Here is a 26,264-nt window from a genome sequence, read left to right on the forward strand (position 1 = left end):
ACTTTTACATTAATGTTGAAACAGGTTTCATTGCTTCGAAGACATTTTTACAACTCTTGCAGTACAGAATACTTCTGCAAGCTGTCGGTCCAAAAATATTTTCCATCGTTACATAGGTAGATCCACAATAGGCACAATCCACATGCCACGAGCCGTCCCCTTCAAAATAACGGGGGGGAGGTGCTATTCCAAATTTCCGAAGATTCACATGTCCTTGTTCGGTTATTCGATCTGACGTCCAAGGTGGATGAAAGACGAATTTGACTTCGACATCTTTTACTTCCGGAATTTCTTTCACAGCATTCATCGTATTTGATTTGATAATTTCCAGAGCTGGACATCCTAAAAAAGTCGGAAGTAGCACGACTTTTACATTATTTCCTTCTGTAGTAACTTCTCCAACCATACCAAGGTCTATAATGCTGATAGAATCAATTTCCGGGTCATTTACATGTTTCAGTACTTCCCAAACACGCTCGGTAGAAACTTCTATAGATGCAGTCATTTAGTCCCCCCTCATTTCGTATTCGTATTACTTACCAGCTCGCTACTGGATCAAGCTTGTAAACTTCGGAAAGTGTGAGTAATGCTTCATCCAAGTCTTTTGTATGATCACCGTTTCGCCCGTTTTTTGTAGGTTGCCCCGGAATCTCCGGTACTTCCATTTGAAGAGCAAGCAACACTGGCTTAAGACTTGCTTTCCATTTTTCTTTCAATATTTCTTCACTTGCTATTAATCTACTATTTTCAATAACTCGTTTCTCTTTACCATAAGAAAATACATCGCCAAAATCAGCCATAACGAGCTTGATGGCATCATGCATTTTCTTTTTCGCTACATCTGTAGAGCTTAATAATTGTTTGAACCATATTTCCCAGTGCAACCTATGATAATATAGCTCCATTCGCACTTTTACTGCTATTTCTGCGAGAGGGCTATACGAACTTTCACATAACGAATCAATTTTTGCTTTTTTCGCCTGTGTATAAAAGTAACTTCTTACAACTTGATACGCCCAATCATATTCGGGTGTTTCCATATAATAACCTTCACCGTTCACTCGCTCCGTCAATATGCTGTTTCTTCTGTCTTGAGCCGGACGCAAATGCGCAAGGTCGTCGGCAGTTCCTTGCCCTAAATCTTCTAGAAGTTTGTAGTACATAGCTGCATGCCCCATACTGTCTTGGCTAATGGAGGCAGAAGCAACGTCCTCCTCAATATGAGGAGCAAGCCCAAGCCATTCAGAACTTCGATAGGCGTACAAAAAATCATCATCAGCCAGTTGGAATAACAAGCTAGCTAGCGCTTCTTTATACTCTAGACTCATGCCAGTCTCTTTTTCGCTCATTTGCGTTCACCTCCCCATGACAAAATCTCTTTTTCATCCAAAATTTGCTGCTCGTATTGACGCCATTTTTTCTTTAAGTAGCCGTAACCTTTTGTCGTTCGATAGTCTTTGTTGTCCAGTCTATCAAGAGACATTTTCTCTTCGGTATCCATCTTTCTAATATTCTTTCTATTCACAATCCAAATATCAGCCACCGGTTCGCGACGCATGAAATTTTCCTGCGCTAAAATTAGTGCCATGTCTTCATTTGGAGCCAATAAGCTGAACTGGTGTTGGAATGCAGAGCTTGGCGTTCGCTTGCTAAAAATTTCATATTCTTGATAAAAAGTTTTGTTTTCAGCCATTATCCTAACTCCTTCCTTTAGTCGACCGTTGCAGCTAATGCATCGCGCACCCAAGCGTTATTTTCGTACGAAGATCGTCGTAAATTTAAACGAGCTAGTGAACGTGGTCCCCCGTTTTTAATGATTTTCTTAAATTCATTCCAATCAGGCTGTTTATATGACCATTGTTTACTTTCTTTATCTAAATGAAGCGTTGGGTCTGGAATTGTCAATCCGAGTGATAAAATACGCGGTATATATTTGTCAAAAAAGATTTGCCTAAATTCTTCGTTTGTTTTCGTGCGAATTTTATATTTAATCGTCAAGTCTTGTTTCGATGAACCCGTCGTTTCTTTGCTCGCTGGTCCAAAAAACATGAGTAGAGCTTCCCACCAACGATTGAGTGATTCCTGAATCATTGCTTTTTGCTCATCTGTACCTTCTGCTAGCGCCATGATAATCGATTCGCCATGCTGTGCATGGAACACCTCTTCCGCACAAATTCGCTGTAGTGCTCTTGCGTATGGAGCATATGAAGCACCAAGCATATTTGATTGTGTAATAATAGCCGCACCATCCACAAGCCAACCAATGATTCCTGCATCCGCCCATGTTTTCGTTTCCATATGGAATACATTATGAAATTTCAAATCGCCATTGAATAGGTCTTGCATTATATCCCCGCGATTTTTCCCATACGGTCGAAGTAAGTCTTCCGTAACGCGTAAAAGCAATTGACCATGACCCATTTCATCCTGCACCTTTGCCATAATGCCAAGTTTCCTACTAAGAGAAGGAGCTTTTGGCACCCATTCTTTCTCTGGCAATGCACCCATTATTTCACTTATCCCGTGCATGGAAATTAATCTTATTAATGTCAGTCTGTATTCCTCTGGCATCCAATCATCGGCTTCGATTTTGTCACCAGCTTCAATACGCTGCATGAAATGAGCCATTTGTTGATCTTCTGCGGTGTTGTGTAGATTATTCATTTCTACCCCCCCAATATCTAATTTATGTATTGCCGGCACTGTGTATAACAATTAATTAACGACATTAAATGATATCGCTATATAAATAGCGAGCTAATTCTGCTAATTAGAGATACATTCTCCTAAGCATTTCTTTTATAATCGGCTCATTTTTATTAAGCTTTTTCATCATGCTTCTCCGTTTTATCCATAACACTAGTGCTATGTAGCGGCTGGACTTTTGATGTCGGGTCAATATACACTTTTGCATTGCTAATCGCTGTTGGTGCTTCTCCAAATCCGCTCGCGATCAACTTCACTTTTCCTTCATATGTGCATATATCTCCAGCAGCGTATATGCCCGGAATACTAGTTTCCATTTTGGAATTAACGACAATGCTTTTTTTATCTAATTGAAATCCCCAATTTTTGATCGGACCAAGAGAAGACACGAAACCATAATTGACAATGACATCGTCAACGTCAACTACCTTTGTTTCATCGCCTTTCACTTCTTTGAGCACGACTTGTGTAATTTTTTCTTCTCCGATAAATTCTGTTGGAACAAATGGAGTCAAAACAGTAACAGAAGAACTCATCAGCTTTTCCACTGTATGTTCATGTGCTCGGAATTTATCGCGGCGATGTACGAGTGATACTTTTTCTGCAATTTGTTCTAGCATAAGAGCCCAGTCTACTGCAGAATCTCCTCCACCGAATAGCTGCACTTTTTTTCCTGCAAACTGTTGTAAATCATGGATAAAGTAATGCAAGTTGCTTTTTTCAAACCTTGACAAATTAGCAAGGTCTAGCTTCTTCGGTTGAAATGCTCCATTTCCCGCAGTTATAATAATTGTTTTAGTAAAATGTGTCTCTATGTTCGTCGTTAGTTTAAAAGAACCGTTCGGCTGTCTTTCAATTTCTTCCACTGCTTCATTTAAACAAATTGTTTGTTTAAATTGACCCATTTGTTCCATTAATTTATCGACGAGTTGTTGCGCTGTTATTTTTGGAAATCCCGCAACATCGTAAATATACTTTTCCGGATATAATGCCGACAATTGCCCTCCCAGCTGAGGAAGGCTTTCGATAATTTTGCAAGACATATTTCGAAGGCCAGCATAAAATGCTGTGAATATGCCAACCGGTCCTCCTCCGATAATAGTTACGTCAAAAATTTCCTCGCTTTGAGACAAATTTTATCCCCCCTTCTGAATGCACTTACACGCCAATTATATTTTTATCTCTGTAATCTACAATTCGAATCGCTTTTCCTTCTGAACGTGGAATCGTTTTAGGAGTATTGATAACGACATCCACCGATACTAAACAAGTCGTTTTCATCAAACTTTGAATTTTTAACTTCAGTTGAACTATTTGCGAATCGTTCAAGTCTCCTGCAATCATTTCGTGTAACTTACTGTTAATTTCTACATGTAGCACTGCTCTATCCATTTCATCTTTTCTTAATAAATGAATTTGATAATGCGGCACCAACTTGTCTTCTCCAGCCTGTAGAAGAACTCGTTCAACTTCCGATGGGAATACATTTACACCGCGAATAATCAGCATGTCATCTGTGCGACCTTTTACTCTCGACATTCTCGTTGAGGTCCTGCCACATTTACACACCTCTCGTGTGATGGAAGAGATATCACCTGTGCGATACCGAATGATCGGAAGAGCCTTCTTTGTTAAACTCGTAAAAACTAGTTCACCTTCTTCCCCTTCAGCAACCGGTTCAAGTGTTTCAGGATTAATAATTTCAACAAAGAAATGATCTTCATGCACGTGTAAGCCATTTTGTGCTTCGTGACATTCAATAGAAACACCCGGTCCAATGATTTCACTCAATCCATAAATATCGATTGCTTTTAAATTGAACGTTTCCTCAAGCTTTGTACGCATTTCTTTTGACCAAGGTTCTGCTCCAAAAATCCCATACTCCATGGACGATTGCCCTGGATCAATTCCTATCTCCCTCATTTTCTCTGCTATGTTCAACATATAAGAAGGCGTTGCACATATTCCTCTTGGTTTAAAATCTTCAATCAATGTAATCTGTCTTTCTGTGTTTCCACCTGACATTGGAACAACTGTAGCTCCAAGCACTTCCGCACCATAATGAAGGCCAATTCCCCCTGTAAACAAACCGTAGCCGTACGCGTTATGAAAAATATCCGATTTTTTTCCACCTGCAGCAACAATCGAACGTGCTACAACTTCAGCCCACATTTCTATATCGTTTGCTGTATATCCTACAACTGTCGGTTTGCCACTCGTACCAGATGATGCGTGGATTCGAACAATCTGTTCTTGCGGAACAGCGAATAAACCAAACGGATACTGATCGCGTAAGTCTTGTTTTTTCGTGAATGGTAATTTCGATATATCATCTAAACTTTGTATAATGTCTGGAGTAATCCCTAGTTCTTCGAATTTAGTGCGATAGAATTCAACATGTTCATAAACGTTTCGTACCGTATTTTGTAGACGCTCAAGTTGTAGACTCTCCATATCTTCGCGCTTCATCGTTTCCATTAATGGATTATACAAACATCATTCCTCCTATGTTTACTTTATGTTTATTTTGGATCTACTTTTCATACAACTTTATATAACACTTTAAAAACGATTATCATTTTAATTGTAATATGTATACAGATTAATATTTCGAAAAGAATAAGTCAACAAAATATTCAGAAAAGTTTATAGATAACTATGCTATAAACAGAATCCAACGAACTATAGAGTGATTTTCACTTTTAGCAGAGACTAGAGTTTAGAAGAGAAAAAAAGAGGAAGAAGTCGTCAAGTTTCATACGTGTAGAGGATAGAAATAAAAAAAGCTGATGCTAAATGAATAGGTCGACGTTAATAAATGAAAACATGTTTTCAGGTAATATAAAGAATCTATTTGAAAAAAAGATTCTTCAAAACTTGATTCACGCTTGTTTTTTTACCTGTTTCATTTAAAAGGGGTATCAGAAATATTTTGCGCCCGTCTAAGTTCATTCCACTCTGAAATTCATTGATTTGGCGCAGCATATTATCTTTTAGCACAACGATCATTTCGATACCACCTACATACTAGTAAAATAAAAAGCGTTAGATACCTCGTATGAATCGAGATATCTAACGCTTTTTATAGAGATTGGACTTTTTCAGTGGCCCCATCAGCGAGACCACACGGAAAGCACCGGCTGTTGGTAAATCTTAGTGGTGACTAGTTGCGACACATTCTTCCTAAATATCCCCTAATCCACCATACGTTTTCGATATACAACTACAGTCACCGCAAACACAACAACTATCCAAATACCGATGATACCCAAATTAGAAAGCACTTGAACAAAACTTGCACCTTGTTCCACTTCTTCTGCCAACTCGATCAATTGAACGCTTGGTAAAAATTCCGCCACTTTTAATATCGGGTATTCTTTAGTCCATGCCGTTACAAAGGAACCCATTGTAAAGATACCAATAACCGGAAGTACAATAACAGATGACTCCATTACAGACTTTGCAATAAGCCCTAATAACGTACCAATACCAATATAAAATAACGTCGATAAAATAATAGCAAATGCTACAATCGTAATGTTTGCCGGTTTGTATTCAGATAATAATGCACTAAAGAATACAATAATAATCGTTAATAGAAATGATAGTAAACTTTTTCCACCAAGAATTTCAAGCGTACTTGCTGGTGACAACATTAGCCCTCTTAACGTATTTTTCTCTTTTTCTTCTGCTATTAAACAGCACTGCACATATGTACCAACCATTGAGAATGTCATATTAATATTCATAAAATGCGCTTGAATAGAATCCATCCCCATACGACCATATATTGCTGCCAAAATAATCGGTAAAAAAATAACGATCGATACTGCCGTATTTCTCGAAAAATCTTTAAAATCTTTTTGAAGTATCGCGTTCACACGCTTCCATGAAAATGTCATACTAATTCTCCTCCCGTTACCTTCACAAAAATATCTCCTAATGTTGGTTCATTGGAATGTACCGTCACAACTCGATTTTCTTTCATCAGCTGGTACATTTTTTCTGCACCTGTTGCGTCTTTACAGAGTTGTATTTTTTCATCATTCGTTAGTTCTACTGTTATGGTGGAATCTGCATATTGCTTTTTTAACTCACTAGGTTTATCAAGTAAGCGGATCTTTCCTTTATTTAAAAAGGCAACACGATTACATAATGTATCTGCCTCGTGCATATCATGTGTCGTTAAAAAGATGGTCGTTCCTTTCTTATTTAGCGCACGTAATCCTTCATATATATGGAGTGTATTTACAGGATCTAGTGCAGATGTCGGTTCATCTAAAAATAATAGCTCTGGTTCATGCAGAATCGCTCTTGCTAGAATGACTCTTTGCGTCATTCCTTTCGATAATGTAGCCACTTTTTTCTTGCTTTCTTCTTTTAAATTCACAAATCCAAGTGCTTCGTCAATTTTATGAAGTGGTAGGTCATATAGTTCACAATACAATTTTAAATTCTCGTAAATTGTCAATCTTCCGTATAATCCACTATTATCCGTCAATACACCAAAACGTTTACGGGCTTTTGGATTTTTTAAATGGGAAACATTTTCTCCAAATACAATTGCTTCTCCTTCTGTTGGGTCCAGTTGACCAGTTAATATTTTGATCGTCGTTGTTTTTCCCGATCCACTTGGACCAAGAAATCCAAAAATTTCACCCTTTTTCACTTGAAAATCGACACCTTCAATCGCTTTAAAATTAGCAAAATATTTTGCTAAACCTTTTACTTCTATTGCGTTTTCCATATTCATCCTCCTCAATGGTTAGTTGCACATTTCGTTTCTACAGCCCTAACATTAAGCGTTTTTCATATAGAAAACATCCTATTTACGGTGAAAGGAGTCATTTTGGGGGTGAATGGAGCTTATTTGAGGCCCAACATTCCCTTTAAATCCGCCATTTTCGTTTTAGACAAAGGGACAGATGATTTCTCTGCATCATCGAGTACTAGGCTATAACTATTTCTTGTCCATGTGATTACTTCTCGTACTTTTTGTAAATTGACAATATACGAACGGTGACAACGGAAAAATCCGAATGGCAATAATCTCTCCTCTAATTCATTTAACGTAAAACTACAAGGGAAATTTTCCCCTTTAATATGCAAATAAGTTTGTCCTTCTGTACTTTCAATATAGTCAATTTCTGGTGGATCAAATAGTACGATTTTTTCATTTACTTTCGTTGGTATTTTTTCAAATCGAATTGGTTGTACTATTTTTTCTTCTATTTCATTTTCTATTAAGGTTTCGTTTTGTAGTTCTTCTGAGTCCTCTTCTTCTGTTTGCACTTCATGAAGTCCTTTATCGTCCAACCGAACTATTTTATCCGCAACGGTCACTGCTGTTTCTAAGTAGCTCGTTAATACAAGTACTGTTTTTTGTAACTTTCGAAGTTCGTTTAATACGGAGATTAATATGCGTTTAGATTCTGCGTCTAGGTTTTGGTCAGGTTCTTCCATTATGTAAGTTTCTGCATTTTGAATAAGTATGTATGCTAGCTGGGCGCGTTTCTTTTCCGAGTACGTAAGATCTATTATTTTTTTGTTTTTCTGCGCATCTAGTTGTACTAAACGAGTAGTCTCTTCTATGGATTGTTTGGATTGATACAATTGATGGTAATATTTAAGGAATTCTTGCACAGTAAGTCGCTCATGCAAGCCTTCGTCCAGAAAAAAGAACGCTAACTTTTTCTTATCCGCACATTGTACTACTCCATTGGATAATAAGCTTTTTCCTAATAAAATATCAATGAGTTGCTCTCGCACGTTCACATTCGAACAAATTGCAGCAACCTCCCCACTTCCTATTTCAAGATCAAAAGCTGGGAAAACAATCGTATCATGGATATGTTTTTCCGCTTGAAAAAAATTCATCGCCATCAAAAATCCTCATTTCTATTATTCTTAATACTTTTATTATAACAGTATAATGGAGACGCCAATATAAAAAACACACATGAAATCTTGTCAGATTTCATGTGCGTTTTCTTCCTTTATTATTTATTAAGAACAACTATCATACGTAGTATTTTTAACTTTAGAGCCAGTTTCGCCTCTTAATAAATCACCATCTGTTGCTTCAATAATTTGGTTCGTTACATTATTGGAAATCGAGTTTGCCACTAATTGCAGAAGGCTATTCACATCTCCTTGCGATTGCTTGAATTCTTGCACAATCGGAAGGTCATCAATTTCCGCTTCGATTGCTTCAATTTTTCCTTCAATCAATTTTAGCCCTTTTTCTTTCCCTAAATGCTGAAAGTTTACTGCTTGTTTTTGTAAGCTTTTAAGACTCGCTATTTTTTCTCTTACTGTTTGATTTTCATTAATTTGCGCTTCTGCACGTTTAAAGAAATCGACTTCTTCAGTATTAGCAATCATTGTAGCGATCTCTTTTGCTTTTTCAATTATATCGTCTCTTGTATATTTAGCAGTCATTATATTCCCACCTTTTGTTCATTTGGTACTTCTACTAGTTCCCCAGTAAGCGACCATGTTTTAGCTTCTGTAATTTTCACTTGCACGAGCTTACCAATAATATCTTTTGGTCCAACAAAGTTAACTAACTTGCTTTTTGGCGTATATCCTGCAAGTACATCTGGGTTATTTTTACTTTCCCCTTCTACTAACACTTCCACCACTTGACCTTGATATTTTTTCATAGCTTCTGCTGACATATCATTTACTAACTTATTTAAACGTTGTAAACGTTCTTTTTTCACTTCCATCGGTACATTATCTACCATTTTCGCAGCAGGAGTACCTTCACGTGGGGAGTAAATATACGTATAAGCTATTTCAAATCCTACTTCTTTATATAAAGACATCGTTTCCTCAAATTGCTCTTCTGTTTCATTCGGGAATCCTACAATAATGTCCGTTGTTAACGATACGTTTGGAATGGCAGCTTTAATCTTACGAACTAGCTCCAAATAATGTTCTCTTGAATATTTACGAGCCATTATTTTTAAAATATCAGAAGATCCTGACTGAACTGGTAAATGAATATGGTCGACTAAGTTTCCGCCTTTTGCAAGTACTTCTATTAAATGATCATCAAAATCTCTAGGATGGCTCGTCATAAAACGAATACGAGCAACGTCGATTTTGCGAAGATCATCCATTAAATCACCAAAACGGTAATCTAAGTCTTCGAAATCTTTTCCATAAGCATTTACGTTTTGACCAAGTAACGTCACTTCTTTATAGCCTTGCGCAGCTAAATGTCTAATCTCTTGAATAATATCTTCTGGACGTCGGCTACGCTCTTTTCCTCGTGTATAAGGAACGATACAATATGTACAGAATTTATCGCAACCATACATAATGTTTACCCATGCTTTAATCGAACCTTTTCGAACGCGAGGTAAATTTTCAATAACGTCCCCTTCTTTAGACCAAACTTCTACGACCATTTCCTTCGAAAGATACGCTTCATTTAGAATATTAGGTAGTCGGTGAATATTATGCGTTCCGAAAATCATATCTACTTGGTTATATGTTTTTAATATTTTATTGACGACGGATTCTTCTTGGGACATACATCCACAAACACCGATTAACACGTCTGGATTATTTTGTTTTAAATGTTTTAAATGACCTAGCTCACCGAACACTTTGTTTTCTGCATTTTCACGAATAGCACATGTGTTAAGTAAAATAACATTTGCGTCATCTACCGTGTCAGTAGGTTCATAGCCAAGCTGCATGAAAATACCTGCCATCACTTCTGTGTCATGCTCGTTCATTTGGCAACCGTACGTACGAATATAAAATTTACGATTTTGTCCCATTCCTTTAAATTGCTCGGCAATGGCAAAATCATTATGATAGGCAACTTCTTCTTTGCCTCGTTTTTTTGCTTCCTTTAGGGACGGCGGTGTGTAAACTGCTTGAAAATATTTGCTATAATCCTTCTCGGATTTTTTGTCCGGAGAATTAGGTTCCTTTATTTGTGTACTTTGTAAGCGCGATTCTTCGTTCATAGAAGACTCTCCTTTCTTTCATTCGTAACTAATACGAATACCCATCAACCTATTATACTGAAAAGCAAGGTATAGCCACAAGGTATAAAGCTTAAAAGTGCTTAATTGGTCATAATATGAATTCTTTTTATATTATGAATTAAATTCTTGTCTTTCAGCTAGGATCTTGCGATTTGCGGGCTCTAACTTGCGATTCGAAGATGGGAATTTGCGATTTGCGCATACAATCTTGCGATTCACCACGTTAAAATGGGGATTTTGCGATTCACTATGTTGAGATGGGGATCTTGGGATTCGATGAGGTTATTTTGCAACTCCTCGAAACACCGAACTCTGGATGTTTGATTTTAATAGAAAATTAACTAATAAAAAAACTACCCATTTTTTAACGTGGGTAGCTTTGTTTTCATTTACATAAAATCTTGCAATAATGTATTAAATTCTTTTTCACTCATCTTCAAGTTTTGGTCTACGAGTGGCGTTGGTGCATAGCCCGGGACTTGTTCTTGGTAAGACGGTGCATGTTCATTTTGATAAATGATTCCTGTCACTAGTCCTTCATTCTCCATAACGACGCGCATTGCTTCTTCACGATTTGTATGATCATACCCTTCCACATCGGAAAGTTTCGTTAAGTTTTCTTTAAACCAGTCGTACGTATTTACTTTATTGTACGTTACGCAAGGACTGAATACATTGATGAACGAAAAACCTTTATGGTTAATACCAGCTTCAATAATCGCAGTTAGCTCTTTAATATCAGAAGAGAACCCTTGTGCTACAAACGTTGCTCCAGAAGTAAGTGCTAGTTCAAGCGGTTTAAGGGATGGCTCAATTGCTCCACCTGGTGTCGATTTTGTTTTAAAGCCTTCTGCTGAACGCGGAGAAGTTTGCCCTTTTGTTAAACCGTAAATTTGGTTGTCCATCACAACATACGTTAAATCGATATTACGACGAATCGAATGAATCGTATGCCCAATACCGATCGCGAATCCATCTCCGTCACCACCAGATGCGATAACGTGCAAATCTTTGTTTGCCATTTTTAATCCTTGTGCTATTGGTAAGGCACGTCCATGGATACCATGGAATCCGTATGAATGAATATACCCAGAAATACGTCCTGAACAGCCGATACCTGAAATTACCGCTAAATCATGGGGCTGTATGCCAACATTGGCTGCCGCACGTTGGATAGCTGCTTGAACAGAAAAGTCTCCACATCCTGGACACCAGTTTGGTTTTACATTATTACGAAAATCTTTAAATGTTACCATTAGTTAAGCAGCTCCTTTACTTGTTTTTCAAGCTGTATTGGTAAGAATGGTGTTCCATCATATTTCAATACATTTATCACTTTTTCATGACCACCGACATTCATTTTTAAAATGTTCGCTAGTTGGCCTGTTGCGTTATTTTCCACAACGACTACTTTTTTCGCATTTGCGACAAGTGGTTGTATATCCTTCACCGGGAATGGGTGGATCAATCGGATATGTGCATGATTGACTTTCATCCCTTGCGTAATAAGTGTTTGTTGTAATTCTTCTAACACACCTCTAGTAGAATTGAAACCTACGAATAAAATGTCAGCTTCTCCATAAGGTGCGTTTACATAAACTGGCTCGTTAAAGTTTACATGTTGTAGCTTTTTCATACGCTTGTCCATTTGAGCTTTACGGTTAGATGCCGCTTCTGAAGGCTTACCAGTTTCATCATGCTCTACACCTGTAACGTGGTGAATGGCATGCTCTGTTCCTGGTAATACTCGTGGCGACACGCCATCCTCTGTAACTTCAAAGCGTTTAAAATATGATTTATCTACTGCTTCTGGAATCTCTTCATTTTGCACTAATTTACCGCGGCGAATTTCAATTTTCGAATAATCGAATGGTTCAACCGTTTGCTTACCAAGTGAAAGCTGTAAATCCGATAAAATGATTACTGGAAGCTGTAATTCTTCCGCAATATTAAATGCTTGAATAGTATCGTAGAACGCCTCTTCCCCAGTACTTGGAGCAATAACTACCTTCGGAATCTCTCCATGTGTACCATAAATCATTTGCATTAAATCGGATTGCTCTTGTTTCGTTGGAAGTCCAGTAGATGGACCACCACGCTGCGTATCGACAATAACAAGTGGCTGCTCTGTCATGCCGGATAAACCGATTGCTTCCATCATAAGGGATAATCCGGGACCCGCAGAAGCGGTAAATGCACGTACACCACCATAGTTAGATCCAATCGCCATTGTAGCAGCTGCAATTTCATCTTCTGTTTGGATAACTGCTCCGCCAAATAACGGCAGCTTTTTAATCATATATTCCATAATCTCAGAAGCTGGCGTAATCGGGTATGCTGCCATAAAACGTACACCAGCAGCTAAAGCACCAAGTGCGATTGCATCATTCCCAATCATAAACATTCGATGTTGGCCGTCAGCTGGAACTAACTCCCATTCACCTAAACGATCACCTAATTGTTCCGCCATTGTATCAAAGCCTTGTTGAATTGCTTGCATATTCTTTTCAACAACTTCTTGGCCCTTTTTACCGAAAATTTCATCTACAACTTCTTGGAAAACGGCTTTATCTAAGTTTAAAAGTGCAGATGTAGCTCCTATTGCGACCATGTTTTTCATCAGTGATGTGCCAAGTTCTGCAGCGACTTCTGTAAATGGAACAATATACATCGGTGCTAAGCAATCTTCCGGTGTGACTGGTGAAAATTTTGCATCTGCTAAAATAACGCTTTTTTCTGTTAGTTCTTTGTAGTTTACATCTATTGTTTCTTGATCGAATGCTACTAAAATATCTAAATCATCTGGAATTGTACGTACTTGCGTAGGGCGTACACAGATTTTATTGTTTGTATGGCCACCTTTAATTCGAGAAGAGAAATGACGGTATCCGTATAGGTAATAACCAAGGCGGTTCATCGCCATAGAGAAAATTTCCCCAGTACTTTCAATACCCTCTCCTTGCTGCCCTCCTACTTTCCAAGAAAGCTGTTGCAACATATAAACATCTCCTTACTGTCTCGTTGAATGCTTTTTTCCTTCATTAGTTTACCATGAAGTAGTACGATTCACTATGTATTCACAATGTTTTTCGTCAAAATCAGACCTTTGACGGAAAACAAATCGTCACAATATATTCGAAAAACAAAAGGAAGTCGCTACGGCTGGAAGTAGCGACTTCACGCTTATTTTACTTTTCTTTCTACTAATAACTTTAAAGCAGTTCGATCTTCACCTGAAATTACAATATCTGTGAAAGCAGGTGAACAAGTTAAGTCTGTACCACTAGGTGCAACAAATCCTCTTGCAATGGCAATTGCTTTAATTGCCTGATTTAATGCGCCTGCCCCTACTGCTTGCATCTCTGCATACCCTTGTTCTCTAATTACTGCAACAAGTGCTCCAGCAACGGAATTGGGGTTAGAACGAGAAGATACTTTTAAAGAATCCACTATCATTTCTCCTTTTATAGCTAGATTATGAACTTGCTTTCGTCCATACCCTACCTTATGCTTCGAAGAAAATTTTTAGACTCTTTTACCCTTGAAATGGGTAGTCATCATTAATATAGACACGTTCTTGATGAATAGCTTTTCCCGTAGAATTATCTACTTCCACAAAAAATCCACTTAATACAGAACGACCACTTTTTGGCACTTCAAAACGAGTTGGCATATTCGTTTGGAAACGATATAACACGTCTTCTTTTTTCATCCCTAGTACTTCATCATAGGGTCCCGTCATACCTACGTCTGTAATATAAGCGGTCCCACCTGGTAATATGCGAGAATCGGCTGTTTGTACATGCGTATGCGTTCCAACAACAACAGATGCTTTTCCATCTAGATGCCATCCAAAAGCAATTTTTTCACTCGTTGCTTCCGCATGAAAATCCACAAAAACAATCGGCGATACTTTCTTCGCCTCCTCTACTAACTCCGTTGCTTTTATAAACGGATCATCATGAGGCGGTAAAAATGTTCTTCCGTGCATATTAATAACTGAAATAGTATGCCCGTTTTTCGTCACAGACGTCATCCCTTTACCTGGTGCTTCTTCTGAGAAATTGGCTGGACGAATCAAATAATCCGTATCATCAATAAAATCCATAATTTCTTTTTGATCCCAAGTATGATTCCCCATCGTTACGACATCCACACCCATATGCAGCAAGGATTGGAAAATATTCTTCGTAATTCCGCGACCAGCTGCAGCATTTTCACCGTTTGCAATAACAACATCCGGGTTATATTTCCTTTTTAATCTCGGTAAATAACTTTCTAGTGTGTCTCTACCAATCGAACCGACGATATCCCCTATAAATAAAATCTTCATTATTCAACCACTTCCTTAACGAAAAAAAGGCTTCTTATTAGAAGCCTTCCTTCTATTTTGCGTATTCTACAGCTCTTGTTTCTCTAATGACCGTAACTTTAATATGACCAGGATAATCGAGTTCTTCCTCGATTCGCTTACGAATATCCCTTGCCAAACGATGAGCAGAAATATCATCTATTTGATCTGGGCGTACCATAATACGAATCTCTCTTCCTGCTTGAATGGCAAAAGATTTTTCCACCCCATCATAGGATTCCGAAATTTCTTCTAGTTTTTCTAAACGACGAATGTAGTTTTCTAATGTTTCACTTCTTGCACCAGGTCGTGCTGCGGATAAAGCATCTGCAGCTGCTACTAATACAGCAATAACAGAAGTGGCTTCAGTATCCCCGTGGTGAGAAGCAATACTATTAATAACGACTGGATGTTCTTTGTATTTCGTCGCAAGCTCGACGCCAATTTCTACATGGCTTCCTTCTACTTCATGGTCAATCGCTTTCCCAATATCGTGAAGTAATCCTGCGCGTCTTGCAAGGGTCACATCTTCTCCAAGTTCAGCAGCAAGTAAACCGGCTAAAACCGCTACTTCTGTTGAATGCTTCAATACGTTTTGACCATAGCTTGTACGATAACGCAATCTTCCAAGAATCTTGATCAAGTCAGGATGTAAATTATGAACACCTACATCAAATGTAGTTTGTTCTCCGATTTCTCGAATCTGTTCATCAACTTCCCGTCTCGATTTTTCTACCATTTCTTCAATACGTGCTGGATGAATCCGTCCGTCTTGTACTAATTTTTCTAGTGCTAGACGAGCAGTTTCTCTTCGTATCGGATCGAATCCTGATAGTATAACAGCTTCTGGTGTATCATCAATAATTAAATCGATTCCAGTTAAAGTTTCGAGCGTACGAATGTTCCGACCTTCACGACCAATGATACGACCTTTCATTTCGTCATTCGGTAGATTAACAACGGAAACAGTTGTTTCTGCTACATGATCAGCTGCAAATCGTTGTAACGCGAGTGAAAGAATTTCACGAGCCTTCTTATCAGACTCTTCTTTTGCTCTTGTCTCTGATTCTTTCGTCATTACAGCAATATCAGTAGCAAGCTCATTTTCTACTTCTCGAAGAATAACTGCTCTTGCTTCTTCACGAGTTAACGTAGAAATTCGTTCAAGTTCACTTTGTTGTTTATCAACAAGCTCGTCCACTTTACTTTCTTTCCGTTCGATATGCTGTTGTCTTTCGGTTAGAGCATCTTCTTTACGCTCAAGACCTACTTCTCTCTTGTTTAGAGCATCATCCTTACGATCAAGGTTCTCTTCTCTTTGTAATAACCGATTTTCCTGTTTTTGCAGTTCCATACGGCGTTCACGGATGTCAGATTCTGCTTCATTTCGTAATTGGTGAGTTTCATCTTTGGCTTCTAATAGTGCTTCTTTCTTTAATGCTTCTGCTTCTCGCTTTGCTTCATCTAAGATGAGTGCAGAAGTTTGTTTTGCACCAGTCACTTTTGAATCGTTCACTTTTTTAAGATAATTATAACCAACAACGGCACCGACAAACAGACCAAGCAAAGCGGAGATGATAATTTCCAATAATGGCATTCGAACACCCCCTATTGCTATTCTTTTTAAGTTTCAGTCGGCTCATATATGCACGTGTATACATGTATTGCCTTTTCATTATTTAGTAAAGAAATTATACAGTTTTAATTGTATAGATGTAGAAATACTCTGTCAAGGAAACGATAGGAATATTATTGATTTCACAAGCTTTTTTATGGAGAAAAGACCTAGTGTTCTAAAGGAACGCAACTGTTTGCTGAAACTTTACTTCATGAAATAGAAATAATGCTTCATAAAGAAAAGTCCGTTAGGATTTCCGCTACAGGGCCGACACTGAATCGAGCTTTTTAAGACGCATTATTCCTAAAAAGAGAAGAAAGAAACGTCAAATCGGAAAACAAGCTAGTACTTTCTGGTCGATAAAAAAAAGCCCCTCAACAAGTTGAGAGACTTTGATTATTTTATTCTTCATCTAATAATAAATCAAATTCTGCGTCGTCTTCTTCCTCTACTTCATGGCCACCGATTGTTAAGGCACTTGCCATTCCAAGAGATTCACGAATCTTTAAAGAAATCTCATTTTTAATAGTTGGGTTTTCTTTTAAGTATTGTTTTACATTTTCTCTACCTTGCCCAATTCGTTCTTCATTGTAAGCATACCATGAACCACTTTTTTGAATAATATCAAACTCTGAACCGATGTCGACAATTTCTCCTTCTTGAGAAATTCCTTCACCGTACATAATATCTACTTCAGCAGTTCTAAATGGTGGTGCTACTTTGTTTTTTACAACTTTTATTTTAGTTTTGTTCCCCATTATATCTGTGCCTTGTTTAATCGCTTCTGCACGTCTAACTTCTAAACGGACTGAACTATAGAATTTAAGTGCGCGACCACCTGGTGTAGTTTCCGGATTTCCGAACATTACTCCAATTTTTTCACGAACTTGGTTGATGAAAATTGCGATTGTATTCGATTTATTAATAACACCTGAAAGTTTACGTAATGCTTGAGACATTAGTCGAGCTTGAAGACCCATATGTGAATCTCCCATTTCTCCTTCAATTTCAGCTTTAGGTACTAAAGCTGCAACCGAGTCAATTACTAAAATCTCAATTGCACCACTACGCACTAGTGCTTCTGCAATTTCAAGCGCTTGCTCCCCTGTATCTGGTTGAGATAATAATAATTCATCAATATTAACACCAAGTTTTTGTGCATAAACTGGATCTAATGCATGCTCTGCATCGATAAATGCTGCTTGACCACCAGTTTTTTGTACTTCTGCAATGGCATGTAGAGCAACAGTGGTTTTACCCGAGCTCTCAGGACCGTATATTTCAATAATACGTCCTCTTGGATATCCACCTATTCCTAGTGCTGCATCAAGTGCTAAAGAACCACTTGAAGAAGTGGATATTTCACGGTCTGTTTTTTCTCCTAATTTCATAACAGAACCTTTACCGAACTGCTTCTCTATTTGCTTTAACGCCATCTCAAGCGCCGCTTTACGATCATTAGACAATTATATTTCCTCCTTAGAAGATTCTCTGTTTTTTATTTCTATGTTTACTATACTAGGTTTTTGAGAAATATACAAGAAAAAAGCGAACGTTTATTCGTTAATTTTTACGACTATTTCATTTTGGTCGCTAAAAACAGCCCAAAATTCAATTTTAGGCTGTTTTTTATATTCAAAATTTATTTTCTACAATCCTCGGTCATGAAGTAATCGTATTAAATAATGGATCGTAAACTTCACCGCTCTTAGTCTGTTCGTATTCCGCATACCTGATAAGTTTAACTTGTAGGAAATAGGTGCTAAATCGTCGAATGCAATGCCAATCCAAACCGTTCCTGCCGGTTGTCCGCCATGCCCATCTGGTCCAGCTGCTCCTGTAATACCGACACCAATATTAGTACCAAACTTCTCTTTTACTCGCACAGCCATTTCTTCTGCACATTGACTAGAAACGACGCTAAATTCTTTAATTGTCGTTTCCTTGACACCTAGTTGCTTTACTTTTATATCTTCGGTGTACGTAATCATCCCACCAACTAATGCCTGCCCCATACCGGAGACCGCAGCTAGTTCTGATTGAAATAAGCCGGCCGTCATACTTTCAGCAGCAGAGATCGTTAAATTATTTTCAACAAGTATATCTCGTAGTGTCGATGCAAGGGAATCATTATTGTATCCATACACAAACTTCCCAACTCGATTGAAAATTTCCGTTTGAAGCGCATCAATTAGTTTCCAAGCTTCTTCTTCCGTATCGCTTTTAGCAGTTAGTCGTAAGGTCACTTCTCCATCAGATGCAAGCGGGGCAAGCGTTGGATTTGTTTGATTGTACAATAGATCCTGTACTTCCGTTTCTAGCTCTGCTTCCCCAATTCCATAAAATCGAATGACATGAGACTTAATGATGGCTTCGTGATGTAATAGCTTTGAAAGAAGAGGCTTTGCTTCGAATTGGAACATGGGCTCCATTTCTTTTGGTGGACCTGGAAGTAAAATATAGGAATGCGTTTCTGTCGATAGCAGCATTCCTGGTGCCATCCCGTGCTTGTTTTCTAAAACAGTGCAACCTTCCAAGACAAGCGCTTGTTTTTTATTGTTTTCTGTCATTTTTCGATTCATGCGTTGGAAGAAATCTTCAATATAAATGAGTGCATGATGATCTAAAACAAGACTTTTGTTTAAATGTCTCGAGATTGTCTCTTTCGTTAAATCATCTTTAGTAGGTCCTAATCCTCCAGTAAAAATGATTAAGTCTGCTCGATTCTCCGCAATTTTAATGGAGTCTACTAACCGATTAGGATTATCGCCAACGACAGTATGATAGTATACATCGATACCTAACTCTGCTAATTGGGAAGAAATGAACCTTGCATTTGTATTAGGAATTTGCCCTAATAATAACTCGGAGCCAACTGCAATAATTTCAGCTTTCATGTGAAAACTTCCTTCCTACTTAGAATCCAATAACACTTTACGATTTAGATAAAAATAATCAAATCCGGACCATAATGTAAAGAATAAACAAACATACAACATAATCATATCGAACGGAATATGGAACATTTCAAAAAATACATTTCCTAATAATAATGATGAAACCGCAATAATTTGCGTCCACATTTTAATCTTACCAAGCTGGTTAGCAGCAACTACTTCTCCTTCGTTTGCAAGGATTAAACGTAGACCAGTTACCGCAAACTCACGGCTAATAATTACAATAACTACCCAAGCTGGAGCTGTTCCAAGTTGGACTAAAATAATTAGTGCAGCAGATACAAGTAATTTATCTGCCAGTGGGTCCAAAAATTTCCCCATATTCGTTACTAAATTATATTTTCTCGCATAGTAACCATCAATAAAGTCCGTAATCGATGCGATAATGAAAATAATAGCTCCAATTAAATGCCCTACTGGAATCGTTGCACCAAGAAAACTGACATCACCCCAGTTAAAAGGGACAAGCATAAAAAACATAAATACTGGTATTAAAAAAATGCGGAACATCGTAATTTGATTTGGTATATTCATTTATATGTAACTCCTTTCGTTTTCAAACAAAATAGCCATCTAAAAGATGACTATTTTTGAAACTGTATGACTAAGTTTTGTGTAGCTCTATCGGTTGGGAATTCAACTACTTGATCATTCATATATACTGTATTACCAGGTGTCGAACCAATACGTACGCGAACTCTAGATGAACTAGCTACATCTAATTCAAAAGTCTGACCAGCTGCTATTTCTTGGTCAACCAAAATTTTGTTATCTTGGTCTCTTATGTTCAACCAAGTTCTATTTGTCGTAACCAATTTGACTACATAGTTTTCAGCACCAGTTAAATCATACGTAGACGTTTCCCCTTGTGTTTCCACAAACGTTAGTTGCTCGGCGATAACCGGCTCTTCTACTTCTTCCTCAACAGGTTCTTCTGGATCAGCTTGTTCTTCCACTACCGGGTCTTTTGGGTTTTGCTCCGTTTGAGGCTGTTGTTCGAACATCACTTCATCAGTTGGTTCAAGTAGATCTTTGGAATCTCCTGGTTTATTTTGATATAAAGTCCAAACAATTACAATAATCGCGATAATAAATAGTGCAACGACGATCATCGGAAAAACTTCCATAAGCTTATTTGAAGAGCGTCCCCCTAAAGTTCGTCTAGATGGGATCGCTGGAATACTTTTAGATACTTCATCATTTGAAGGAGAAGGAATATCCGTTTTGTACGTTTCCAAAAGTTCGTCTCCATTTAAACCGACTGCCTCTGCATATTGCTTAATAAACGCGCGCACGTAAAATGCGCCTGGCATGGTCGCATAATTTCCTTCTTCTATGCCTGCCAAATACCTTTTTTGAATCTTCGTTATTTCTTGTAAATCATCAATACTATACCCTTTTGCTAATCTCGCTTCTTTTAAGCGAGCGCCCAGTTCAGTCAACTAAAACACCTACCCGTTAAAAATTAAATCCACCAAATCCGCCGTAACCAGTCATTCCTTTGTCCGACATAGAGTGGTTTTTCTCCATCATTTCATACGAAATTTCTTCTTCTGGATTATGACGAAGCTCAATAATATAATCAAAATCATCAATGGAATATTCGGAATGTTGTATGAACATATCTGGATGCTCTACTACTTTAATCGTAGGCATTCGCATCATTTCTCTTACTAACATTTGATGTTTTTCATCATTTGAATTTCTTGTCACAATGCCATCGAGGATGAAAATATTGCGATCGCTAAACTCGTCCCCAATCAGTTGACTTCGAATAGTTTGTTTAATCATTGTGGAAGAAAGAAATATCCATTTTTTATTCGCACAAACACTTGCAGCAACGACCGATTCTGTTTTACCAACTCGTGGCATTCCTCTTATCCCAATGAGCTTATGACCTTCTTGTTTAAAAATTTCGGCCATAAAATCTACAAGAATACCTAGTTCTCCACGGACAAATCGGAATGTTTTTTTGTCATCTGCATCCCGCTGAATATAACGCCCATGACGTACTGCTAGACGATCTCTTAGCTTTGGTTCTCTAAATTTAGTTAAATGAATCGTTTCCATCGTAGAAGCAATATGTTCAAAGCGTTCTATATTTTCCTTTTTATCTGCTTTTATAAGCATACCACGACGACCTTCATCTACGCCATTAATCGTAACAATATTTACACGAAGCATACCAAGTAAAGAAGAAATGTCTCCTAAAAGACCGGGACGATTTATTTGAATTTCGTATTCAAAAAACCACTCACTTGTCATAACTATCTTTCCTCTCTCGTTAGATGACGTTATTTAGCTATTATAAGTTCTATCATATATGAATTCTATAACGAATAAAAGAAAAAAAGAAAAGAGCATGAACTTCTCTCTTTTCTTCCTGATCAATTATGCCTCGGCATAATTAGGTCCGGATTTTGAATTGCGATTAGGCCTGCGTGATGCAGGTCATGTAGCCGTTGTCGCATGGATGCAACGTATTTAGGCTAGCATCCTATAACTCCCTTCAAAATCTGTGACATCCGCCGGAGGCTTGGCCAACAGGATGTTGGTCACTCAGGCGTTGCCGCAGGACGCGGCGAACTTAGCCAGAGTTCCTCTACTCAGCAGTTGTTTTTTTGCTTTGTCAAGTTAAATATACCATCCACCATTTACGCGGATTATTTGACCTGTTATATAATTTGCTTTTTCACTAGTCAAAAAGACGATCGCATTTGCAACATCTTGTGTCGAACCGAAAACACCAGCTGGTATTTCTTCTAAAATAAGTGCACGAGCTTCGTTTTCTACATGAATATTCATTTTCGTATCGATGAATCCCGGAGCGACCGCATTCACAGTAATTCTTGCGTGTGCAACCTCTTTGGCATAAGCTTTCACAAATGCATGCTGTGCTCCTTTAGCAGCAGAGTACGCCGCTTCATAGGAAGCCCCCGTTTCCCCCCAAATAGATCCAACGAAAATAATCGAACAATGCAAATGCTTTCGAAGCTTCGGTGTCAGTTTCCCTAATAGGAACATCGGATGTTCTACATGCACTTGAAACAAATGGCGGATATCTTCCAAAGTTGTATCTTCAAGCCCTTTGTACAAACTGTGCCCATGGGCAAAAACGATTGAATTAAGGGAAAAAATTGAATTTGCTAATTTTTCGATGGAACTTGCTTCTCGCATATCTGCCTGTATAAGCATAAATTCTTGCGTCGGGTATAAATGTTCCAAATCGTTCATAAGCGCGCTTACACGCGCTTTATTGCTTGAATAATGTAGGTATAGAGACCAACCAGCTTCAGCTAGGTTATGACAAATGGTATTTCCTATTTCTCCAGAAGCCCCTACAACTAATGCGAACTTTTTACCCATTGCTGTTTTTTTCGAATGGAACGACTGTAAATACAGTATGTGTCTGTTCATCCTGCAAAGATTTAAATGCTTGAATCACTTGTTCCATCTTTAAATTTTCGAGTGCAGGAACAACATCGAATAGATTCATGTCGTTAAATGAGTATCTTGTAAATTGGTTTGCGATATATTCGATTGAATTCAAAGCTCGTAGGAAGAAGCCAATTTTTTTACGGGTAACTCGCTTTAAATCCTCGTCCGTAAACTGCCATTCTTTTGCGTGATCTTTAATCGATTGTTTAATCTTCTCAGCTAGTTCTTTCGCATTAACTGTATCAGAACCGATCATAGTAAATCCGTACCCTTTTTCCATTGAAAAGTCTGCTGAATAGGATTCATCGATTAATCCTTTTTCATAAACATCTTGATAAAATGCAGAAGTTCTTCCAAATAGTAGTTCGATTGCTACTTGCATTGATAGCTCATAATTCAACATTTCTTTACCCGAAATATCGGTATTTGCTGACTTAATACCATAAATAACTTTTGGTTTTTGGACATCCATTTGTAAACTGCGCTCCGAAAAAGCAACATTGGATTGTTCCGTTGGGAAAAAACGTTGTATTTCTTGCGGGGATTCGAATGTTTTAGCCGCTTGATCTTGTTTAATAAAATCCATCATTTCCTTTGGATTCACCGCACCAACAACAAATACTGTCATATTAGACGGGTGATAAAATGTGTGATAACACTCATATAAATGATCTGCCGTAATTTTATCAATGGACTCTACCGTTCCTGCAATATCAATTTTCACCGGATGGTCTTTATACATATTTTCAATAGCGCCAAAGTATAAACGCCAATCAGGCTGATCATCATACATCGTTATTTCCTGGGCAATGATTCCCTTTTCTTTTTCCACTGTTTCTTCTGTGAAATAAGGTTGCTGTACAAAATCAAGCAATGTCTTCGTATTTTCTAATACATGATCAGTGGACGAGAATAAGTAAGTCGTTTTAGTAAAAGAAGTGAACGCATTAGCAGAAGCACCTTTTTCACTGAATTGTTGAAAAACGTCTCCTTCTTCTTTTTCGAACATTTTATGCTCTAAAAAATGGGCGATACCATCGGGAACTATTACTGCTTCCTTTTTACCAAGCGGAATAAATTCACGGTCGATCGATCCATACTTCGTTGAAAAGGTTACGAATGTCTTTGAAAATCCTTTTTTCGGTAAAATATATACGTTTAAACCATTCGGCAATTGCTCATGGTATAACGTTTCTTCTAGTTGTTCAAAATATGTTTCATTCATTGCCTGCACCCTCCTTACCAGATAGGAAATAGACGAATTCCTTCTCTATTTTCTGAGCCATTTGACTGATTTGATCCTTCGTTACATTGGACCATTTAGAAACCCAGTTTTCCACTGTAAATGACTCGTTTATTTCTTTATATTGATCGTAAATTTCAATTTGTGCGCGAGCAGAATCCAATGCTTCTTTTAATTGATTCGATAGCATCGATTTTGTTTGATTGATTTCTAAATCAGAAATATCTCCTTGTTGCATTGCTTTTAATTGTTCATCTATTAAATTGACCGCTTTTTCCTGTAAATTAGCATCAATTCCTGCTAAGACGAATATTAACCCATATAAAGATGCATAACTACTGGATGCATAATAGGCCATGCTTTCTTTTTCTCGCACGTTCATAAATATTTTGGAATGTGAAAAGCCTCCTAATATGCCGTTCGTCATCTGCATAACCGGAAACTCCTCTGAGAAGAAAGTGATCGGTGTGCGATAGGCTATATGCAACTTCCCTTGTTTCATATCTTGTATTTCATGTAAAAACCCTTTTTCTGTTGATGCTTTTGCTACTTCTACGTCGTGTGCAAGTTCGGAGGATCTATCCGTAAATGGAAAATGACTAGCTATTTTTTCTTTTATTTCTTGCGCATTGACATCCCCGACAATATAAATAGATAAATTGTCTTCTGAGAGAATCGTTTGGTGCATTGCTACTAGTTGTTCATTCGTTACTGCTTTTACAGCTTGGACAGTCCCATTAGCAGAAATAGAAGCAGCGTGATCTGGGCGAATGTTCTCTAGTAAACGTTGCTGCGCATATCTTGTTTTATCGTCATACATCGATTGTATACGTTCAATGACTTGTTCTTTTTCTCTAGTGACAATCGAATCTACAAATTTTCCATCTACCAACTTTGGTTTAAATAAGACGGTATGTAATAAGTTGAAGACCTCATCTACTACTTTTTCATTGGATAGGTAAGCATCGTTTACAGTTTCCGCATTCAGCGAAAAAATATGATGTGCTCCTTTCTTCCCTGTATCAAAATATAAAACAGCTCCATATAAGTCATCTAGACGTTTTCGGAATTCTGCGTTTGTTTGATATACATCATTGCTATACTGCAAGACGTTCGCTAAAACGGAACGTATAGCAGCTTGCTCCTCGGTCAATTGTTGTTTCCATTTGAACGATATATTAATCGTTTTAAATTGTTCTGTCGGTCTTACATAAAGCTTAACGCCACGCGCAAGTTCAAATTGTTGGAACATATCGTTATCCCCCTTTTTCTTTCTAGTTTATCTCTTATACCATTTTACTATACATGTATTCATTGTACATATCCAAACAACTACAGCAAATGGGAACTATGAATGGAATGACGTACATAATGGGGATAATGCGTCGTAAAGAGTAACCGCAAGTGCAGTTGATTTCCGCTCCAGGCGGACGCTTTCCGCGGGCACGGCTTCAGCCGCTTCCCTTGCTCCTGCGCAAGCTCGTCGCAAAAATTAATTTCGCTACGCTCAGTCCAGGGTCTTCAGCTTGCGCTGTTCCCGACGGAGTCGCCGCCTTGCGCTTCAATCAACAAAAATACGCTGAATAATTAGTAATTGTCATTTCCTATTAGTAATTTCTTCAATATGGGAGTTGGTTGCTTACATTAGTAAATTGGTTGCACTCATACTAATTTAGTTGCTTTCAACATAGAAATGGTTGCTTTCAATGATCAATTGATTGCCCTTATCCTTATATTGGATTTTTAACTGCTTTTCTAATAAACCTTTTTGTTTTAAAACGAGAAATTAAATAGTCAGCAAGCTTCTTTGATTTTCGCAGCAGGCAGCGACTCCAGTGGAGGCCAACAGGATGTTGGTCACGAAGGCGTTTCCACACGATGTGGCGCACTTAGCCTTCGTTCCTCTGTTGAGACGAATGTGACTTCACAACGTACGTGAAGC

General features: G+C 38.0%; 25 protein-coding genes. All 25 read right to left on the reverse strand.

All coding sequences use genetic code 11. From position 1 onward, the window contains the following. Window positions 1-4 precede the first annotated feature (4 nt). The gene (gene paaD / locus ACIQYS_RS03805) at window positions 5-505 is read right to left on the reverse strand and encodes a 1,2-phenylacetyl-CoA epoxidase subunit PaaD (protein ID WP_402975164.1); all 501 of its coding nucleotides are present in this window, start codon (window positions 503-505) and stop codon (window positions 5-7) included. A gap of 31 nt (window positions 506-536) precedes the next feature. After that, window positions 537-1,349 carry a 1,2-phenylacetyl-CoA epoxidase subunit PaaC gene (gene paaC / locus ACIQYS_RS03810; protein ID WP_402975168.1) on the reverse strand — a complete coding sequence of 271 codons (813 nt, stop codon included), beginning with the start codon at window positions 1,347-1,349 and terminating at the stop codon, window positions 537-539. Then, window positions 1,346-1,693 (reverse strand): 1,2-phenylacetyl-CoA epoxidase subunit PaaB, encoded by a 348-nt coding sequence (gene paaB, locus ACIQYS_RS03815; protein WP_402975171.1) that lies wholly within the window; start codon window positions 1,691-1,693, stop codon window positions 1,346-1,348. The genes paaC and paaB overlap by 4 nt, the downstream gene beginning before the upstream one ends. Window positions 1,694-1,710: 17 nt before the next feature. Continuing rightward, window positions 1,711-2,664, reverse strand: coding sequence for a 1,2-phenylacetyl-CoA epoxidase subunit PaaA (paaA, locus tag ACIQYS_RS03820; protein ID WP_402975174.1), 954 nt, complete (start codon window positions 2,662-2,664; stop codon window positions 1,711-1,713). 155 nt (window positions 2,665-2,819) lie between these two features. After that, window positions 2,820-3,839, reverse strand: coding sequence for an NAD(P)/FAD-dependent oxidoreductase (locus ACIQYS_RS03825; protein ID WP_402975177.1), 1,020 nt, complete (start codon window positions 3,837-3,839; stop codon window positions 2,820-2,822). Window positions 3,840-3,864: 25 nt separating this feature from the next. Continuing rightward, the gene (locus ACIQYS_RS03830) at window positions 3,865-5,184 is read right to left on the reverse strand and encodes a phenylacetate--CoA ligase family protein (protein WP_402975578.1); all 1,320 of its coding nucleotides are present in this window, start codon (window positions 5,182-5,184) and stop codon (window positions 3,865-3,867) included. Window positions 5,185-5,556: 372 nt separating this feature from the next. Further along, entirely contained in the window at window positions 5,557-5,715 is a 159-nt protein-coding gene (locus tag ACIQYS_RS03835) for a hypothetical protein (protein WP_402975180.1), read from the reverse strand. A 185-nt stretch (window positions 5,716-5,900) separates the two neighbouring features. Then, the gene (locus tag ACIQYS_RS03840; RefSeq protein ID WP_402975184.1) at window positions 5,901-6,608 is read right to left on the reverse strand and encodes an ABC transporter permease; all 708 of its coding nucleotides are present in this window, start codon (window positions 6,606-6,608) and stop codon (window positions 5,901-5,903) included. After that, window positions 6,605-7,453 carry an ABC transporter ATP-binding protein gene (locus tag ACIQYS_RS03845; protein ID WP_402975188.1) on the reverse strand — a complete coding sequence of 283 codons (849 nt, stop codon included), beginning with the start codon at window positions 7,451-7,453 and terminating at the stop codon, window positions 6,605-6,607. Before ACIQYS_RS03845 ends, ACIQYS_RS03840 begins: the two co-directional genes overlap by 4 nt. A 119-nt stretch (window positions 7,454-7,572) precedes the next feature. After that, a complete protein-coding gene (locus tag ACIQYS_RS03850; RefSeq protein ID WP_402975191.1) occupies window positions 7,573-8,589 on the reverse strand; it encodes a LytTR family transcriptional regulator DNA-binding domain-containing protein in 1,017 nt (338 codons plus the stop codon). Between the two features lie 123 nt (window positions 8,590-8,712). Next, window positions 8,713-9,147, reverse strand: coding sequence for a YlbF/YmcA family competence regulator (locus ACIQYS_RS03855; protein WP_402975194.1), 435 nt, complete (start codon window positions 9,145-9,147; stop codon window positions 8,713-8,715). Next, window positions 9,147-10,694, reverse strand: a complete 1,548-nt coding sequence (miaB, locus tag ACIQYS_RS03860; RefSeq protein WP_402975197.1) for a tRNA (N6-isopentenyl adenosine(37)-C2)-methylthiotransferase MiaB — start codon at window positions 10,692-10,694, stop codon at window positions 9,147-9,149. Before miaB ends, ACIQYS_RS03855 begins: the two co-directional genes overlap by 1 nt. 410 nt (window positions 10,695-11,104) lie before the next feature. Continuing rightward, a complete protein-coding gene (locus tag ACIQYS_RS03865) occupies window positions 11,105-11,971 on the reverse strand; it encodes a 2-oxoacid:ferredoxin oxidoreductase subunit beta (protein ID WP_402975200.1) in 867 nt (288 codons plus the stop codon). Continuing rightward, window positions 11,971-13,713 carry a 2-oxoacid:acceptor oxidoreductase subunit alpha gene (locus ACIQYS_RS03870; protein ID WP_402975203.1) on the reverse strand — a complete coding sequence of 581 codons (1,743 nt, stop codon included), beginning with the start codon at window positions 13,711-13,713 and terminating at the stop codon, window positions 11,971-11,973. The genes ACIQYS_RS03865 and ACIQYS_RS03870 overlap by 1 nt, the downstream gene beginning before the upstream one ends. A 185-nt stretch (window positions 13,714-13,898) precedes the next feature. Continuing rightward, the gene (locus tag ACIQYS_RS03875; protein ID WP_402975206.1) at window positions 13,899-14,165 is read right to left on the reverse strand and encodes a stage V sporulation protein S; all 267 of its coding nucleotides are present in this window, start codon (window positions 14,163-14,165) and stop codon (window positions 13,899-13,901) included. An 85-nt stretch (window positions 14,166-14,250) separates the two neighbouring features. Beyond that, window positions 14,251-15,048, reverse strand: coding sequence for a TIGR00282 family metallophosphoesterase (locus tag ACIQYS_RS03880; RefSeq protein ID WP_402975209.1), 798 nt, complete (start codon window positions 15,046-15,048; stop codon window positions 14,251-14,253). A gap of 52 nt (window positions 15,049-15,100) precedes the next feature. Further along, on the reverse strand, window positions 15,101-16,663 hold the full coding sequence (gene rny / locus ACIQYS_RS03885; RefSeq protein WP_402975212.1) for a ribonuclease Y: 1,563 nt from the start codon (window positions 16,661-16,663) through the stop codon (window positions 15,101-15,103). Between the two features lie 422 nt (window positions 16,664-17,085). Continuing rightward, on the reverse strand, window positions 17,086-18,150 hold the full coding sequence (recA, locus tag ACIQYS_RS03890) for a recombinase RecA (protein ID WP_402975215.1): 1,065 nt from the start codon (window positions 18,148-18,150) through the stop codon (window positions 17,086-17,088). Window positions 18,151-18,333: 183 nt separating this feature from the next. Then, on the reverse strand, window positions 18,334-19,581 hold the full coding sequence (locus tag ACIQYS_RS03895; protein ID WP_402975218.1) for a competence/damage-inducible protein A: 1,248 nt from the start codon (window positions 19,579-19,581) through the stop codon (window positions 18,334-18,336). A gap of 15 nt (window positions 19,582-19,596) precedes the next feature. Continuing rightward, a complete protein-coding gene (pgsA, locus tag ACIQYS_RS03900; protein WP_402975221.1) occupies window positions 19,597-20,175 on the reverse strand; it encodes a CDP-diacylglycerol--glycerol-3-phosphate 3-phosphatidyltransferase in 579 nt (192 codons plus the stop codon). A gap of 50 nt (window positions 20,176-20,225) precedes the next feature. After that, on the reverse strand, window positions 20,226-21,083 hold the full coding sequence (locus tag ACIQYS_RS03905) for a helix-turn-helix domain-containing protein (protein ID WP_402975224.1): 858 nt from the start codon (window positions 21,081-21,083) through the stop codon (window positions 20,226-20,228). Between the two features lie 16 nt (window positions 21,084-21,099). Then, the gene (locus ACIQYS_RS03910) at window positions 21,100-21,906 is read right to left on the reverse strand and encodes a DUF3388 domain-containing protein (protein WP_402975227.1); all 807 of its coding nucleotides are present in this window, start codon (window positions 21,904-21,906) and stop codon (window positions 21,100-21,102) included. Window positions 21,907-22,275: 369 nt separating this feature from the next. Further along, window positions 22,276-23,007 carry an elongation factor P 5-aminopentanone reductase gene (ymfI, locus tag ACIQYS_RS03915; protein WP_402975230.1) on the reverse strand — a complete coding sequence of 244 codons (732 nt, stop codon included), beginning with the start codon at window positions 23,005-23,007 and terminating at the stop codon, window positions 22,276-22,278. Next, the gene (gene yfmH, locus ACIQYS_RS03920; RefSeq protein ID WP_402975233.1) at window positions 23,000-24,304 is read right to left on the reverse strand and encodes an EF-P 5-aminopentanol modification-associated protein YfmH; all 1,305 of its coding nucleotides are present in this window, start codon (window positions 24,302-24,304) and stop codon (window positions 23,000-23,002) included. The genes ymfI and yfmH overlap by 8 nt, the downstream gene beginning before the upstream one ends. Then, on the reverse strand, window positions 24,297-25,574 hold the full coding sequence (gene yfmF / locus ACIQYS_RS03925; RefSeq protein ID WP_402975236.1) for an EF-P 5-aminopentanol modification-associated protein YfmF: 1,278 nt from the start codon (window positions 25,572-25,574) through the stop codon (window positions 24,297-24,299). The genes yfmH and yfmF overlap by 8 nt, the downstream gene beginning before the upstream one ends. Window positions 25,575-26,264: the final 690 nt, after the last annotated feature.

Origin of the sequence: Psychrobacillus sp. NPDC096426 (genome assembly GCF_044762745.1) — a bacterium.
Taxonomy (GTDB): Bacteria; Bacillota; Bacilli; order Bacillales_A; family Planococcaceae; genus Psychrobacillus.